At 54.0% G+C, this 13206-nt stretch carries 14 protein-coding genes; 6 read left to right on the forward strand and 8 right to left on the reverse strand.

Features of this window, described 5'->3' with window-relative positions:
• Nucleotides 1-73: 73 nt before the first annotated feature.
• From arsJ to R1T41_RS09880, 5 genes are read right to left on the reverse strand one after another with little or no spacing between them, the layout of a single operon-like run.
• Entirely contained in the window at nucleotides 74-1306 is a 1233-nt protein-coding gene (gene arsJ / locus R1T41_RS09860) for an organoarsenical effux MFS transporter ArsJ (protein WP_317341418.1), read from the reverse strand.
• Nucleotides 1307-1317: 11 nt separating this feature from the next.
• Entirely contained in the window at nucleotides 1318-2334 is a 1017-nt protein-coding gene (locus R1T41_RS09865) for an ArsJ-associated glyceraldehyde-3-phosphate dehydrogenase (protein ID WP_317341419.1), read from the reverse strand.
• Nucleotides 2331-3380: an ACR3 family arsenite efflux transporter gene (gene arsB, locus R1T41_RS09870; protein WP_411045561.1), complete on the reverse strand. Its 1050-nt coding sequence runs from the start codon at nucleotides 3378-3380 to the stop codon at nucleotides 2331-2333. Before arsB ends, R1T41_RS09865 begins: the two co-directional genes overlap by 4 nt.
• A gap of 29 nt (nucleotides 3381-3409) precedes the next feature.
• On the reverse strand, nucleotides 3410-3928 hold the full coding sequence (locus tag R1T41_RS09875; protein WP_317341421.1) for an arsenate reductase ArsC: 519 nt from the start codon (nucleotides 3926-3928) through the stop codon (nucleotides 3410-3412).
• Nucleotides 3929-3964: 36 nt separating this feature from the next.
• Nucleotides 3965-4306 carry a metalloregulator ArsR/SmtB family transcription factor gene (locus tag R1T41_RS09880; RefSeq protein ID WP_317341422.1) on the reverse strand — a complete coding sequence of 114 codons (342 nt, stop codon included), beginning with the start codon at nucleotides 4304-4306 and terminating at the stop codon, nucleotides 3965-3967.
• A gap of 122 nt (nucleotides 4307-4428) precedes the next feature.
• Between R1T41_RS09880 and R1T41_RS09885 the strand changes: the two genes are divergently transcribed.
• The 6 genes from R1T41_RS09885 (at nucleotide 4429) to R1T41_RS09910 (ending at nucleotide 10601) form a co-directional block, all read left to right on the forward strand.
• The gene (locus R1T41_RS09885) at nucleotides 4429-4746 is read left to right on the forward strand and encodes an ArsR/SmtB family transcription factor (RefSeq protein WP_317341423.1); all 318 of its coding nucleotides are present in this window, start codon (nucleotides 4429-4431) and stop codon (nucleotides 4744-4746) included.
• A 48-nt stretch (nucleotides 4747-4794) separates the two neighbouring features.
• Nucleotides 4795-5829: a permease gene (locus R1T41_RS09890; protein ID WP_317341424.1), complete on the forward strand. Its 1035-nt coding sequence runs from the start codon at nucleotides 4795-4797 to the stop codon at nucleotides 5827-5829.
• A gap of 110 nt (nucleotides 5830-5939) precedes the next feature.
• Entirely contained in the window at nucleotides 5940-7535 is a 1596-nt protein-coding gene (locus tag R1T41_RS09895) for a peptide chain release factor 3 (RefSeq protein ID WP_317341425.1), read from the forward strand.
• A 155-nt stretch (nucleotides 7536-7690) separates the two neighbouring features.
• A complete protein-coding gene (locus R1T41_RS09900) occupies nucleotides 7691-8641 on the forward strand; it encodes an ABC-three component system protein (protein ID WP_317341426.1) in 951 nt (316 codons plus the stop codon).
• The gene (locus R1T41_RS09905; protein ID WP_037990477.1) at nucleotides 8635-8877 is read left to right on the forward strand and encodes an ABC-three component system middle component 6; all 243 of its coding nucleotides are present in this window, start codon (nucleotides 8635-8637) and stop codon (nucleotides 8875-8877) included. The genes R1T41_RS09900 and R1T41_RS09905 overlap by 7 nt, the downstream gene beginning before the upstream one ends.
• Nucleotides 8874-10601 carry a DUF2326 domain-containing protein gene (locus R1T41_RS09910; protein WP_317341427.1) on the forward strand — a complete coding sequence of 576 codons (1728 nt, stop codon included), beginning with the start codon at nucleotides 8874-8876 and terminating at the stop codon, nucleotides 10599-10601. Before R1T41_RS09905 ends, R1T41_RS09910 begins: the two co-directional genes overlap by 4 nt.
• A 127-nt stretch (nucleotides 10602-10728) precedes the next feature.
• Here R1T41_RS09910 and R1T41_RS09915 read toward each other — a convergent pair whose 3' ends face one another.
• The 3 genes from R1T41_RS09915 to R1T41_RS09925 form a co-directional block, all read right to left on the reverse strand.
• Nucleotides 10729-11055 (reverse strand): AzlD family protein, encoded by a 327-nt coding sequence (locus tag R1T41_RS09915; RefSeq protein ID WP_062958820.1) that lies wholly within the window; start codon nucleotides 11053-11055, stop codon nucleotides 10729-10731.
• Nucleotides 11052-11840: an AzlC family ABC transporter permease gene (locus tag R1T41_RS09920; RefSeq protein ID WP_097051336.1), complete on the reverse strand. Its 789-nt coding sequence runs from the start codon at nucleotides 11838-11840 to the stop codon at nucleotides 11052-11054. The genes R1T41_RS09915 and R1T41_RS09920 overlap by 4 nt, the downstream gene beginning before the upstream one ends.
• A gap of 169 nt (nucleotides 11841-12009) precedes the next feature.
• Nucleotides 12010-12909: an AraC family transcriptional regulator gene (locus R1T41_RS09925; RefSeq protein ID WP_317341428.1), complete on the reverse strand. Its 900-nt coding sequence runs from the start codon at nucleotides 12907-12909 to the stop codon at nucleotides 12010-12012.
• Nucleotides 12910-13206: the final 297 nt, after the last annotated feature.

Raw genomic sequence — 13206 nt, forward strand, 5'->3', positions numbered from 1 at the left:
AGTGAAATCGGAAACTGAGTCTTTTCAGCGATTTATCCCGCATCTGCGAGATAACTTTTTTCTAATGCAGCCGCTAAGACGTTGCTGATTGGTGTTTTGGCAGGCCAAAACTGATCATCCAGCCGATCAGAAGGAACGCCGCCGAGACCACCAGACAGCCGACCAGACCCCCATACATATAGGCCAGTCCCGACAGGATGGTGCCGGTTAGTCGCCCGACGGCATTGGACATGTAATAGAACCCGACATTCATCGCGACCCTGTCGCCATCGGCATAGGCAAGGATCAGATAGGAATGCAGCGATGAATTGACCGCAAAGACCAGACCGAAGATCATCAAGCCGCCCAGAACGGTGATTTCGGGAGAGATATCAAACTGCACGGCAGCCGCAATGCCCGCCGTTACGATGATCAGGGCGAAAATCCACAGACGCGCACTTTGACCATCCGGCGTACCATTGAGGGTGCGTGTGCCCGCGCGCAGGATTTTGGGCGCAATCGTCTGGATGAAGCCATAACCGATCACCCAAAGCGCCATATAGGTGCCGACCTCGATATGGCCCCATCCAAGGTGCGTCGCCAGAAACACCGGAAGCCCGACGACGAACCAGATATCGCGCGACCCGAACAGGAACATGCGGGCGGCCGAGAGCACATTGATCTTGCGATCCTTGGAAAAGACTTCGCGGAATTTCGGTTTTGCCTTGTTGGCGGGGGCAACCATTTCGGGACCGATGGAAAGGGCAACCGCAATCAGGATGATGGTCAGCCCGGTTGCCATGGCAAGCAACGCCCCGCCAAAGCCAAGCCACGCCAGAAGTGCGCCCCCCATGAAAAACCCGGCCCCTTTAAGCGCGTTTTTCGATCCGGTCAGAAGGGCGACCCAGCGAAACAGCGCGCCGTTTGCATTTTCGGGTACCAGAACCCTGATCGCCGACTTGCTCGACATTTTGGTCAGGTCCTTGGCGACACCCGATGCGGCCTGCAGGCCCATGACATAGGCAACCGATATCCATGGCAGCCAGTTTTCATTGGTCAGGGACAGGGCGGAAAGGGCCGCGATCTGGGTGATCAGGCCGGCAAACAGGGTAAAGCGCAGGCCGCGCGCCTGTGCCAGCCAGCCACCGACCAGATTGGTGATGACCCCGGCACATTCATAAAGGACAAACAGAAGGGCGATTTCAAAAGCGGAATATCCAAGGTCATTGAAATGCAGCAGAACCAGCATGCGCAAAGCCCCGTCCGTCAGGGTGAAACCCCAATAGGCGGATGTGACAAGGGCATAGTTGCGAATGGCGGATGACATGAAAAAGAACCCTACAGGCTTTGCGCGACCTTGGCCGCCAGATCAACCATCCGGCAGACATAGCCCCATTCATTGTCATACCAGGCGAGGATTTTGACCTGCCGTTTGTCGATCACCATGGTTGATCCGGCATCAATGATCGAAGATCTGGGATCGTTCAGATAATCGCAACTGACCAGCGGGCGTTCCTCGTATCCGAGAATCCCGGCAAGATAGGTTTCCGATGCGGTGCGCAGCAGGTCATTGACGGTTTCGACATCGGTATCGCGGGCGACCTCGAACACACAATCGGTCAGCGATGCGTTGAGCAACGGCACGCGCACGGCAATCCCGTTCAGCTTTCCCGTCAGTTCTGGATAGATCATGGTGATGGCGGTGGCCGAGCCGGTGCTGGTGGGGATCAGCGATTGCAGGCTGGACCGGGCGCGACGCAGATCCTTGTGCGGCAGGTCAACCACGGTTTGCGTGTTGGTCACATCATGGATGGTGGTGATCGACCCATGCACGATGCCGAGTTTTTCGTGGATGACCCTGACCACCGGGGCAAGGCAGTTTGTCGTGCAGCTTGCCGCGGTCAGCAGGTGATGGATCTCCGGATCATAAAGATCGTCATTTACGCCATAAACAATGTTAAGCGCGCCTTCCTTGACCGGGGCGGCGACGATGACCTTTTTTACGCCCTGATCAAAATAGGGCTGAAGCGTTTCGGGGGTTTTGAATTTGCCAGTGCATTCCAGAACGATGTCGCAGCCCAGCCCGACCCAGTCGGTATCGCCCGGTGTGGCATTTTCGGAAAAGGTCAGGGTGGTTTGGCCATCAATGACGAGCGCATCATCAATGCAGGTCACCGGATGATCCCAGCGCCCGTGTACGGAATCGAATTCCAGCAGGTGGGCGGCGGTTTTTGCCCCGCCGCTGATTTCGTTGATATGGACAAATTCAAGGTCGGGATGGCCCCAGCCCGCGCGCAGGGCAAGGCGACCCATGCGGCCAAAGCCGTTGATGCCGATACGGATTTTGCTGCTCATTTCGAGGTCTCCGGCATGCGGGTGATATCAGGGGCCGGAAACCAGTGGCGCGACCGGTTGGCAATCGCCACCAGTGAGAGCATGACAGGGACTTCGACCAGAACGCCGACAACGGTGGCAAGGGCCGCACCCGATGAAAAACCAAACAGGCCAATCGCGGTGGCGACCGCCAGTTCAAAGAAATTCGATGCCCCGATCATCGCCGACGGGGCAGCAATGCGATGTTCAACGCCCAGAAACTTGTTCGCACCATAGGCAATGGCGGCAATGAAATAGGTTTGCAGAATGATCGGCACGGCCAGCATGGCAATGATCAGAGGCTGGGCAATGATCTGTTTGCCCTGAAAGGCAAACAGCAGCACGAGCGTCGCCAGAAGGGCCGCCATGGAAACCGGGGCCAGCTTTGCCTCGAACCGTTTCAGGCGATCAGCACCACCCTGCAAAACGCGGTTGCGGATCGCCTGACCGGCGAGGAGCGGAATGACGATAAAGGCAATCACCGAAATCGTCAGGGTTTCCCACGGCACGGTAATCGCGGAAATGCCCAGCAGCAAAGCGACAATCGGCGCAAAGGCGAAAATCATCACCGTATCGTTAAGCGCGACCTGGCTTAGCGTGAAATTCGCATCGCCGCGTGTCAGATGCGACCAGACAAAGACCATCGCGGTGCAGGGGGCGGCGCCTAGCAGGATCAGCCCGGCGATATAGCTTTCGATCTCGGTTTCGGGCAGGAACGGGCGAAACACGATGCCGATAAACAGCCAGCCAAGGGCCGCCATGGTAAATGGCTTGATCAGCCAGTTGACGCCGAGCGTCACACCGATGCCGCGCCATTGGCGGCCGACTTCGTGCAGGGCATGAAAATCGACCTTCATCAGCATCGGTACGATCATAAGCCAGATCAGAACCGTAACCGGCAGATTGATTTCATAGGCCGTCAGGCCGCCGATCATCTGAAAGATATCGGGGAAAAGTTCGCCAAGGCCGATGCCGACGATGATGCTGGCGGCAACCCAGATCGTCAGATAGCGTTCAAAAATTCCCATCGGGGCGGTGCCGGTTTCGGTCGTCATCTTCAGGCACTTTCGCTTTCTGGCAGTCCGGTTTTGCCGATATCGTCGAGTTTGCGTTGCAGTGACATCCGGTCAAGGGACGCGAAAGGCAGGCTTGTGAAAATCGAAATCCGGTTGCGCAGCATGCGATAGGCATCGGCAAAGGCGAGGCGGATTTCGGCCTCGGTACCGGTGGCACCTGCCGGGTCGGGCACGCCCCAATGGGCTGTCATCGGCGAGCCGGGGAAAATCGGGCAGCTTTCCTTTGCCGTCTGGTCGCAGACCGTGAAGACGAAATCAAATTTGATCGTGTCCTGCCCGGAATAGACTTCCATCGGTTTGGATGAAAAGACCGACGGATCATGGCCGAGGCTTTCAAGAAGGTCGATCGTATAGGGATGCAGATGGCCGCGCGGATGCGCCCCGGCGCTAAAGCCATGGAAATGGTCCGCGCCTTCGCGGTTCAGGATGGCCTCGGCCATGATGGAACGCGCCGAATTTCCCTGACACAGGAAGAGGATATTATAGGTACCGCCAGCCATAATGATGTCTCCGTCCGGTTATGCCGGTTTGGCGTTTCAGCAACAGGTCGAGGTCGATGTTTTGTCGGGAACCGTAATTCCGCACAGTTCAGGGCGGCCCTGACAGCAATCATCGGCAAGAAACCCCAGAAGATCGCGCATCACATCTGGGACGATCCGATAGATGATCGACCGGCCATTGCGTTGCGACGTGATCAGTCCGGCCTGGCTCAGAACCGACAGATGGGTCGACATGGTGTTGTGCGGGACCGCAAGACTGCGCGCGAGATCACCTGCTGCCATGCCGTCCTCGCCCACGCGCACCAGAAGCCTGAATGCTGCCAGACGATGTTCCTGTGCCAGTGCGCCAAGGGCGCTGATTGCTGTATTTATTTCCATATGTCGGGAAATATCGACATATTGTGTCGAAGTCAAATGACAAGTTTGCGACATCCGTTTTACCGATCCGGAATTCAGAAAAAAGATGACAAAACTAGTTTTATAGTTATATCATTTTCCCCATGAGAGACACCGACAATATTGCAATGGCGTTTGCCGCCCTTGGTCATTCTGCCCGGCTGCGGATTTTCCGCCTGCTGGTGCGGGCTGGTGCGACGGGCCTGAACATAGGCGAGATTGGCCGACATACCGGATTGCCGGCATCGACATTGGCGCATCATCTTGGTGCGCTGGTGCAGGCCGGTCTGGTCTGGCAGGAACGCCACGGGCGCGAAACGGTCAATCATGCGGATGTCGTGGCGATTCGCGACGTGCTTGATGCGCTGGTTGCGGAATGTTGCATCGGTGTGGATGCCGAAGAAAAAGAGGACGCGGTCTAGTCGCCTCTTTTTTTGAGCTAACATAACTATTATTCTAGGAATATAGATATGACTGAAATTGCACTGGCACTGCGCCGTGTCGCCAGATCGGGCAAAACCCTTGACCGTGTCTGGATCAGCGTTGGCGCGATCCTGCTGGCGATTGGCATTTTTGTGCCTCATCAGCTTGGGCCGAGTATCGGCTTTACCATTGATCAGCTTCTGTCGGTTGCGCCGTTCCTGATGGCATCTGTTGTGATTGCGGCATGGGCCGGTGCGACCGGGGCGGATAGCCTGATTGCGCGCGCCTTTACCGGGCAGCCGGCTGCGATGGTGTTGATGGCATCCGCGTTTGGTGCGCTGTCACCGTTTTGTTCCTGCGGGGTCATTCCGCTGATTGCTGCCTTGCTGTCGATGGGGGTGCCGTTGGCGCCGGTCATGGCGTTCTGGCTGGCATCGCCGGTGATTGATCCGGGGATGTTTGCATTGACCGCAGGCACCATCGGGATGGATTTTGCCATCGGCAAGACCATTGCTGCAATCGGGATCGGCCTTATGGGCGGGTTTGCAACATTGTGGTTGTCGCGAATGGGATTCCTGACCGATCCGTTACGCGATGGTGTGGGCAATGGCGGTTGCGGCGGGGCCAAAATGCGCACGCCCAAACCGCCGGTATGGGCTTTCTGGCGCGAAAGCGACCGCGTAACGAAATTTCGCCGCGACGGGATTAAAACCGCGATGTTTCTTGGCAAATGGCTGGTTCTGGCCTTTTTGCTTGAAAGCCTGATGCTGATTTATGTTCCGGCTGAAACGGTGTCGGCTGCGGTCGGTGGGGATGGCATCCTGCCGATCCTGATTGCGACATTTGTCGGGGTTCCTGCCTATTTGAACGGTTATGCCGCCCTTCCGCTGGTCGGGGGATTGATCGGGCAGGGAATGCAACCCGGTGCTGGCATGGCGTTTCTGGTGGCAGGCGGTGTGTCATCGCTGCCTGCGGCAATTGCGGTTTTTGCGCTGGTCAAGAAACCGGTTTTTGCCCTGTATCTTGCCTATGCCCTGATCGGATCGTTTGTTGCGGGGCTGGTGTTCCAGCTTGTGATATGAAACCGGACGTTCTTGTCCGTTCATGCCCGATATGACGATTTCGGGATGGCGCGAGCTGTAAAAATCAGTACAGTGCGCGCCAACCCGAAATCATGATCAATGGATGAACCATGCCGACGATCGACGAGCAGGTATCGCGTCGCCGTACCTTTGCCATCATTGCCCACCCGGATGCGGGTAAAACGACACTGACCGAAAAGCTGCTGCTTTTCGGGGGTGCCATTCAGATGGCCGGTGCGGTGAAGGCGAAAAAGGAACAGCGTGGCGCGCGTTCGGACTTTATGAAGATCGAACAGGATCGCGGTATTTCGGTTTCATCGGCCGTCATGACGTTCGAGTTCGAAAAAAACATCTTCAACCTGCTTGATACGCCGGGCCACGAAGACTTTTCCGAAGATACCTACCGCGTTCTGACTGCGGTTGATTCCGCCGTCATGGTGATTGACGGTGCGAAGGGGATCGAGGCCCAGACGCGCAAGCTGTTTGAGGTCTGCCGCCTGCGTGACGTGCCGATCACGACCTTTGTTAACAAGCTTGACCGTGAGGCACGTGATTCGTTCGAACTGATTGATCAGATCGAACAGGATCTTGCCCTTGATGTATCGCCGGTGACATGGCCGATCGGGTCGGGCCGTGATTTCCATGGCTGTTACGATCTGGTCAATGATCAGCTTCTGTTCATGGAAAAAGGCGGCAATGTCGCCAAGGAAGCCATTCCGATCAAGGGACTTGATGATCCGAAGCTTGATGAGCTGATCCCGGATTATCTTCTGGAAAAACTTCGTGAAGAAGTCGAAATGGTGCGTGAAATCTGCCCGCCATTTGATTTGCAAAGCTATCGCGAGGGACATCTGACGCCGGTTTTCTTTGGGTCGGCGGTCAATAACTTTGGCGTGCGTGAATTGCTGCGCGGTATTGGCGATATCGCGCCGACCCCGCGCCCGCAGGAAGCGGCAACGCGGCTGGTCGAGGCAGCCGAGCCAAAGGTTTCGGGCTTTGTGTTCAAGGTGCAGGCCAATATCGACCCCAACCATCGCGACCGCATTGCCTTCATCCGCCTGTGTTCCGGCCATTTCAAACGTGGCATGAAATTGAAGCATGTGCGTGCGGGCAAACAGATGGCGGTGCATAACCCGATGCTGTTCTTTGCCAATGAACGCGACATTGCTGAAGAAGCATGGCCGGGCGATATCATCGGCATTCCGAACCACGGCACATTGCGCATCGGTGATACCCTGACCGAGGGTGAAGACCTTCGTTTCCGGGGTGTTCCGGCCTTTGCCCCGGAATTGCTGCAGAAGGTACGCCTTGATGATCCGCTGAAAGGCAAACATCTTCAGCGCGCGCTGGAGCAGCTTGCCGAAGAAGGCGCATCACAGGTGTTCAAGCCGATGATGGGCGCAGACTGGATCGTTGGTGTGGTCGGACAGCTTCAGTTCGAGGTTCTCAAAGAACGCATTTCTGCCGAATACGGCATCAAGGTGCATTTCGAACCGACCCCGGCCTATGCCGCGCGCTGGGTGATTGGCAACGATCCGCTGGAAATCAAGAAATTCCGCGATGCCAACCAGTCAGCCCTGTTCGAGGATCACGACGAAACGCTGGTCTTTATCGCGCGCAATGCCTGGCATCTTGAAACCACGCAACGCGATTGGCCGAACCTGAAATTCGAAGCGACGCGTGAACAGAATATGGTTGCGGCGTGAACAACTTCAACCTGCAAGAGCCACAGCCGCCTTTCTCTGAGGCGGCTGTGGCTCTTCTGGGTTTTGCAAGTATTTTTGCAATATGCTACCGCGTTATTGATTGATTTGTAATATTCTGCAATCAAATGTTGCTTTGGTATTATTTTTTGGGAATTATGGTTGCAATTCAGGGGTGGTTTGCGGTTGGTGGGGCCATGAACAAGGCTGATTTCAATCAGTATTTTGACTTAGCATTCAGTAAATACAATCAGACTGAGTTCGAAGAGTGGTTCGCCAAAATGGCGGCGTGCGTTTATGGTACTGACTTTGAGGTAATCAAAGCTGGTGGCAAGCATGGGGATAAGAAGAGTGACGGTAGGTTAATTTCTCAAGAAACCGTTTTTCAGTGCTATGCTCCTGAGTCCTCAAGTACCTTCGCACAAAATGCTAAAACAAAGATTTTGGATAGCTTTCCAGACGTTACAAAATTTTGGCCCAAATTGAAGAAATGGGTTCTAGTGCACAATAACGAGGCAGGGTTGCCAACCAGTGCAAGTGACGTTTTAGAGAACCTCAGGCAGCAATTTCCAGCTATAGATATAGTTGCTCCGTCACCCCGTAGATTTCTGAAAGATAACTTTCACGACAAATTGACGGTTCAGCAACTGATCGACATATATCCATCAGCTAGTTTGAATTTCATGGCTGTAACAATGGAACATATTAGGCCCTTGCTTAGGCAAGTCATGCGGCACAGGAAAACTGCCCAGGTAGATTTGCTAGATTTTGGTGAAGTCCCTGACGAGGAAAAGTTAGATTTTAATTCGCTCAGTCCTGACGCTAAATTTGTTCTCAAGCGGGCGCGTTCTCACGTGGACGTTGTTCGGCGGTATTTGTCGGGCATGAGCAATCCAAATAATGTCTCCATACTTCAAGAGCAAATGCGACTGAAGTACGAAGAAGCTAAGGATCTGGGTGACTATCCGGACGAGATTCTGGGTAAATTGCTTAAATTTGTCGGAGGTGATGGAACCCCGACTGTAGATGCGGCTGCTTATGTAATACTTGCGTATTTCTTCGATGCTTGTGACATATTCGAAAATGTCCCGGATGACGCGCTATGTTGATGCCGACCAAGCACGTAAAGACGGAAAATGCAATTATTGGCATTGGTGCTGACGTTTTAGCCCTGCTGGATCATGATAAAACAGTCTCGCGATTGTTCCATGACCTGCAACAGATTCGAACAGAGAAACAACTTTCTACCATCCACTTTGACTGGTTCTTGTTAGTTGTTGATTTTCTATTTTCTGTTGGGGCTGTTCGGTTCGAGCAGGGTGTTTTAAAGAAAATGAACCAATGATTATAAAGCTATCCAGTTCACTTTCCACATTTAAGACGCTGGAATTTAATCCGGGGCTTAACATTCTGCTGGCTGAGAGGCATGAAAGCTCTGGAGTGCGTGGTACGCGAAATGGGACCGGGAAGACGAGTTTCATTGAGCTACTGCATTTTCTGGTAGCAGAAAAGCGGAACAAGGAAGACGATTTTCACAACCCTTCACTGATCAACAATAAGTTTGAAGTGATTTTTGATAACAGTGGCTCACAACTAACTATTGAGAAAACAGCGGGAGAGGCTAGTGATCTCCTGCTGGTCAATGGGAGAGAGGTCGCCGCGATAGATTTGCGATCTGAGCTTTCTCAAACTTGGTTCGGTCTAAATTCAGAAATCACGTCACAAAAATATAGTCCGAAGTTTGGTGCGCTTCTTTCCTATTTCATTCGCAAGGAGAGAAACGGTGGGTTTGCCGATCCTGTTTTGAATAGCACCTCCCAAAAACCTTGGGATAGTCAAGTGTGTCTATCGTACTTGTTGGGTTTTGATTGGCATTTACCGCAGAAACTCCAACTAAAAAAAGATGAAAAGAAAAACGCGGATGCCCTCAGCAGTATGATCAAAAGCGGTTACCTCACCGATGGGGAACTGGACCTTAAGAAAATGCAGGCCCGCGCAGACCTGCTAGATTCTGAGATTCAAGTAAAACGCAGAGACGTTGCATCGGCTAAGGTGATTGACGGATACCGTAGTCACGAGATATCGGCGAACGAACTGACAGCCAAAATTCGTGATATGAACGAAGCCAATCTTGAAGATATGGATTTGTGTGAAGACATTGAGCTTGCGTTGGTAGAAGTAGAAGATTCAGATATCAGTGATGTGCGTTCTCTGTACGAACAGGTTGGCATTTTCTTTCCCAATCAGGTTCAAAAGCGGTTTGAGCAAGTCGAACAGTTTCATCGGCAGGTTTCAAAGAACCGGCAAATCCATTTGAAGAAGGAATTGGAAAATGCTCGGAACCGTATTGAACTCCGCAGGTCTGAAATTGCTCGTTTGCAACTTTCCCTTTCAGAAAAACTAGCGCTTTTGCGTTCTGGCGTGGCGATTGAAAGATTAAGTCTTCTGCAATCGGAACTTAATTTTCTCGAGGTTGAGCATGCTGATTTACAACAACAAATCCCAAAATTTCAGAATGTTGCTAAAGACCAGAAGCGTTTGAAGCGCGAAATTGACGATCTTGTTGACTTAATAGAGCAAGATGTAATGGAGCGCTCCGCACCTCGTAAAGCGGCAGTACAGATTTTTGCAGAGACATCCCAAGCCCTTTATGATGATGCAGGGCAGCTTATCATTGGACGATCAAGAGGTATTGCCGGTCTTTCAATAGAAACAGACATTGCAGGCAAAAAGAGTGGCGGCAAGAACCACATGCAAGTGTTTTGCTTTGACTGGTTATTGGTCGAGATGGCTAAAAAGAATGATCGCTTTCCAGGCTTCTTGGTTCACGATAGTCATATCTTCGATGGTGTGGATGCTCGTCAAATTGCATTGGCATTGCGATTGGCGCATCAAAAATGTGAAGAGCTTGGCGTGCAGTATATAGTGGCTATGAACTCGGATGACTTGCAGAAGGTTGAAGCTGAACTTGATGCAGACTTTTCAGATGATTTCGATTTAGACGATTTTATTCTGAAGACCCGGTTATCTGATCAACCGGGTGGCGGATTGTTTGGAGTGCAATTTTGAATGGCCGCGCAGCACTGACCGCCCGCGAATAGCTTGGTTGTTGCCCGACGCGGGGCGTGATCAGGATGACAAAAAGCCGCCCTTAAAATTTCGGGTGGCCTTTTTGTTTGTCTATTGTTGTGTGTGGTCAGCCGAGGAAATAGCGCCCCGCCGCGACAAGAAGCATACCGGCGACCATGGCGGCAAACAGGTTGCGTACGAAGATCATGGTGATGACGGTGGCAGCGGCACCGGCGATGCCGATTGCTCCCGCCGACAGGGCACTTGGTACCCAGACGGAAATCAGAACTGCGCCCGGCAGGCGTTCAAGCACATGCGCCCAGCGGCCCTGTTGCGGCAGGCGGTCGGCCATCAGAAGGCCGCCAAGGCGCATGCCATAAGTGACAATCGCCATGCCAAGAATGGTCAGGACCGAGGCGGTGCTGAAAGTGGTCAGATCGGGGAAGCTCATCATTTGCCGGCCTCCGTCGAATAGGTGCCTTCGGGGGCGCCAAAGGTATCTGCTGCTATTTCAGGTTCGGGTGCGGTGTCGTCCATGTCTTCGCGCCATGTCAGGGCGGCAACCACAACCCCGGCCCCGGCCCCGGCAAGGATCGACCATGTGCCGGGCAAGGTGTAATGCCCGATCAGAGATCCGATGGCAGCCGCCAGCCACGGCAGAAGATCAACCCGGCCCTTCCACATGCCGACCGTGAGTGCGGCAAAGACCGCGGTAAAGGCGAAATCAAGCGCGTAGACATTCGGGTCGGGTATGCCCCCGCCCAGCAGATAGCCGATGGTGTTGCCCGTCGCCCAGACAATGCCAAGGAAAATCCCGCCACCGAGCAGGAAGCCCGGATTGGCAAGGTTTTCCTGCGTCATGGTGACGGCCCAGTTTTCATCGGCCACCATATGCATGCCACAGATTTTGACCCAGAGCGGACGGCCACGAAACACCGGGCGCAGGGATGCGCCGATCAGGACATAGCGCAGATTGATCACCGCCGTTGCGACAATGATGGTGGCAGCAGGGATGGTTTCGCGCCACAGATCGACAGACACAAACTGTGCCGATCCGGCAAAGACCGTGAGGCTCATGAACAGAAGTTCACCCAGCGACAGGCCGCGCTGGGTGGCAAGCACGCCCAGCACTGCACCAAAGATCATGGTGCTGGGCAACAGGGGCAGACAGGCGATGGCACCGCGTCTTATGGTGTCGGCATCAAAATGCCGGGTCGGGGCGGATTGGGGGCGAGACATCTTGTGCGTTTCCGTTTCAGTCTTTTCATTTTGATCGCTGGTGGCGACGGGCGGCGACTGGTGGTGGGCGAGGAGCCTGCCCGTAATTTAAGACAGTTCCAAACAGGAATATTGGACGATATTGCTATTTCGCAATCGTGGCTGGGTCGGTTCCCGGGTGAAGCAGGGCCTAGCGGGATTTTTTGGCCGCCGGGGCAAGGCCTGCGATGAAGGCGCCGGGGCTGACTCCCCACATGGTTTTGAAATGCCGGTTCAGGTGGCTTTGATCGGCATAGCCGGTGGCCGCCGCGACATCGGCTATGCCAAAGCCGTCAAACAGCATGCGTTTTGCCCGGCGCAGGCGCATGTGATTGAAATAGGTATGCGGTGGCAATCCGGTGGCGTGACGGAAAACGCGCAGCAGGTGAAATCGGCTTAGCCCGGTCAGGCTTGCCAGTTCATCGAGCGATATATTGGCATCAAGATGGTCGGCCATATAGTCGATGACGGCGCGCACACGTTTGTCTTCGGAGCCCGGTTGATAGGAAAAGGGCGGTGCATCGGCATGGCGGAGCGCAAGCCGCGCGGCACTGTATAAAAGCTGGCTGTCGCGTTCGAGCTGGCCGGTCGTCTGGTGAAGATCAGGTCGGAACATGCGGTGCAGGGATTGCAGTTGCAGATGCAGTTCCGGGTCATCGACCACATGATTGCCAAAAAACGGCAGACCGGTGCTGTTGGGGGACAGTTCAGCCACCAGATCGCCAAAGATTTCGGGCGCGATAAACATGATCTGATACTGGTAACCGTCATCGGATGCCGGGCCGCCGTCATGGACCTGCATCGGGTTCATCATCAGCAACTGACCCCGCCGGGCGACATAGTTGGTGCCGCCGGTCATGAATTGTTCGGCTCCGTTCAGGATGGTGCCGAACGCATAATAATCATGGCTGTGTTTGGGAAAGGAAAAGCGTTTGTAGTCGGCTTCGAACAAATCAATACCGTCCGCCGCGCGCCAGTGGCGGGCGATTTCCCGATGGCGGTCGGATACCGGTGCGCGGCGCGCAGGATTATGTCGAACTGCATTGGCCATGGGGCAAGTATAATCACTCGGTTGCCGTTCGGCTTGCATATTCTTGCTGTTTAATCGCGTGGTTTTTCGGGGCCGCGTGCCTTACGTGCGAATCGATAAACAGGTCACGGATTCTGCCGTTTATGGCCTCTGACATACGCATAGGGCCGGCTTGTGCAATGGTATAAGTCGGGTTCGGTTGGCTTATTTTGCAACGCAGCAAATGTTCGAATGAACATTCGAACGTCCTCATCTGTGCGAATTTGAATAGACAAATGGGGATTTCATCTAACTGTTACAAAAACGACGCGAAAGCCG

This window comes from Thalassospira lucentensis, from assembly GCF_032921865.1.
Classification (GTDB): domain Bacteria; phylum Pseudomonadota; class Alphaproteobacteria; order Rhodospirillales; family Thalassospiraceae; genus Thalassospira; species Thalassospira lucentensis_A.

Bases quoted from the DNA above. Each gene is read 5' to 3' on its own strand.
- R1T41_RS09865 (WP_317341419.1), bottom strand. From the start codon at position 2,334: ATGAGCAGCAAAATCCGTATCGGCATCAACGGCTTTGGCCGCATGGGT.
- arsB (WP_411045561.1), bottom strand. From the start codon at position 3,380: ATGGGAATTTTTGAACGCTATCTGACGATCTGGGTTGCCGCCAGCATC.
- arsJ (WP_317341418.1), bottom strand. From the start codon at position 1,306: ATGTCATCCGCCATTCGCAACTATGCCCTTGTCACATCCGCCTATTGG.
- R1T41_RS09925 (WP_317341428.1), bottom strand. From the start codon at position 12,909: ATGGCCAATGCAGTTCGACATAATCCTGCGCGCCGCGCACCGGTATCC.
- R1T41_RS09875 (WP_317341421.1), bottom strand. From the start codon at position 3,928: ATGGCTGGCGGTACCTATAATATCCTCTTCCTGTGTCAGGGAAATTCG.
- R1T41_RS09900 (WP_317341426.1), top strand. From the start codon at position 7,691: ATGGTTGCAATTCAGGGGTGGTTTGCGGTTGGTGGGGCCATGAACAAG.
- R1T41_RS09910 (WP_317341427.1), top strand. From the start codon at position 8,874: ATGATTATAAAGCTATCCAGTTCACTTTCCACATTTAAGACGCTGGAA.
- R1T41_RS09895 (WP_317341425.1), top strand. From the start codon at position 5,940: ATGCCGACGATCGACGAGCAGGTATCGCGTCGCCGTACCTTTGCCATC.
- R1T41_RS09920 (WP_097051336.1), bottom strand. From the start codon at position 11,840: ATGTCTCGCCCCCAATCCGCCCCGACCCGGCATTTTGATGCCGACACC.
- R1T41_RS09890 (WP_317341424.1), top strand. From the start codon at position 4,795: ATGACTGAAATTGCACTGGCACTGCGCCGTGTCGCCAGATCGGGCAAA.
- R1T41_RS09885 (WP_317341423.1), top strand. From the start codon at position 4,429: ATGAGAGACACCGACAATATTGCAATGGCGTTTGCCGCCCTTGGTCAT.
- R1T41_RS09915 (WP_062958820.1), bottom strand. From the start codon at position 11,055: ATGATGAGCTTCCCCGATCTGACCACTTTCAGCACCGCCTCGGTCCTG.
- R1T41_RS09905 (WP_037990477.1), top strand. From the start codon at position 8,635: ATGTTGATGCCGACCAAGCACGTAAAGACGGAAAATGCAATTATTGGC.
- R1T41_RS09880 (WP_317341422.1), bottom strand. From the start codon at position 4,306: ATGGAAATAAATACAGCAATCAGCGCCCTTGGCGCACTGGCACAGGAA.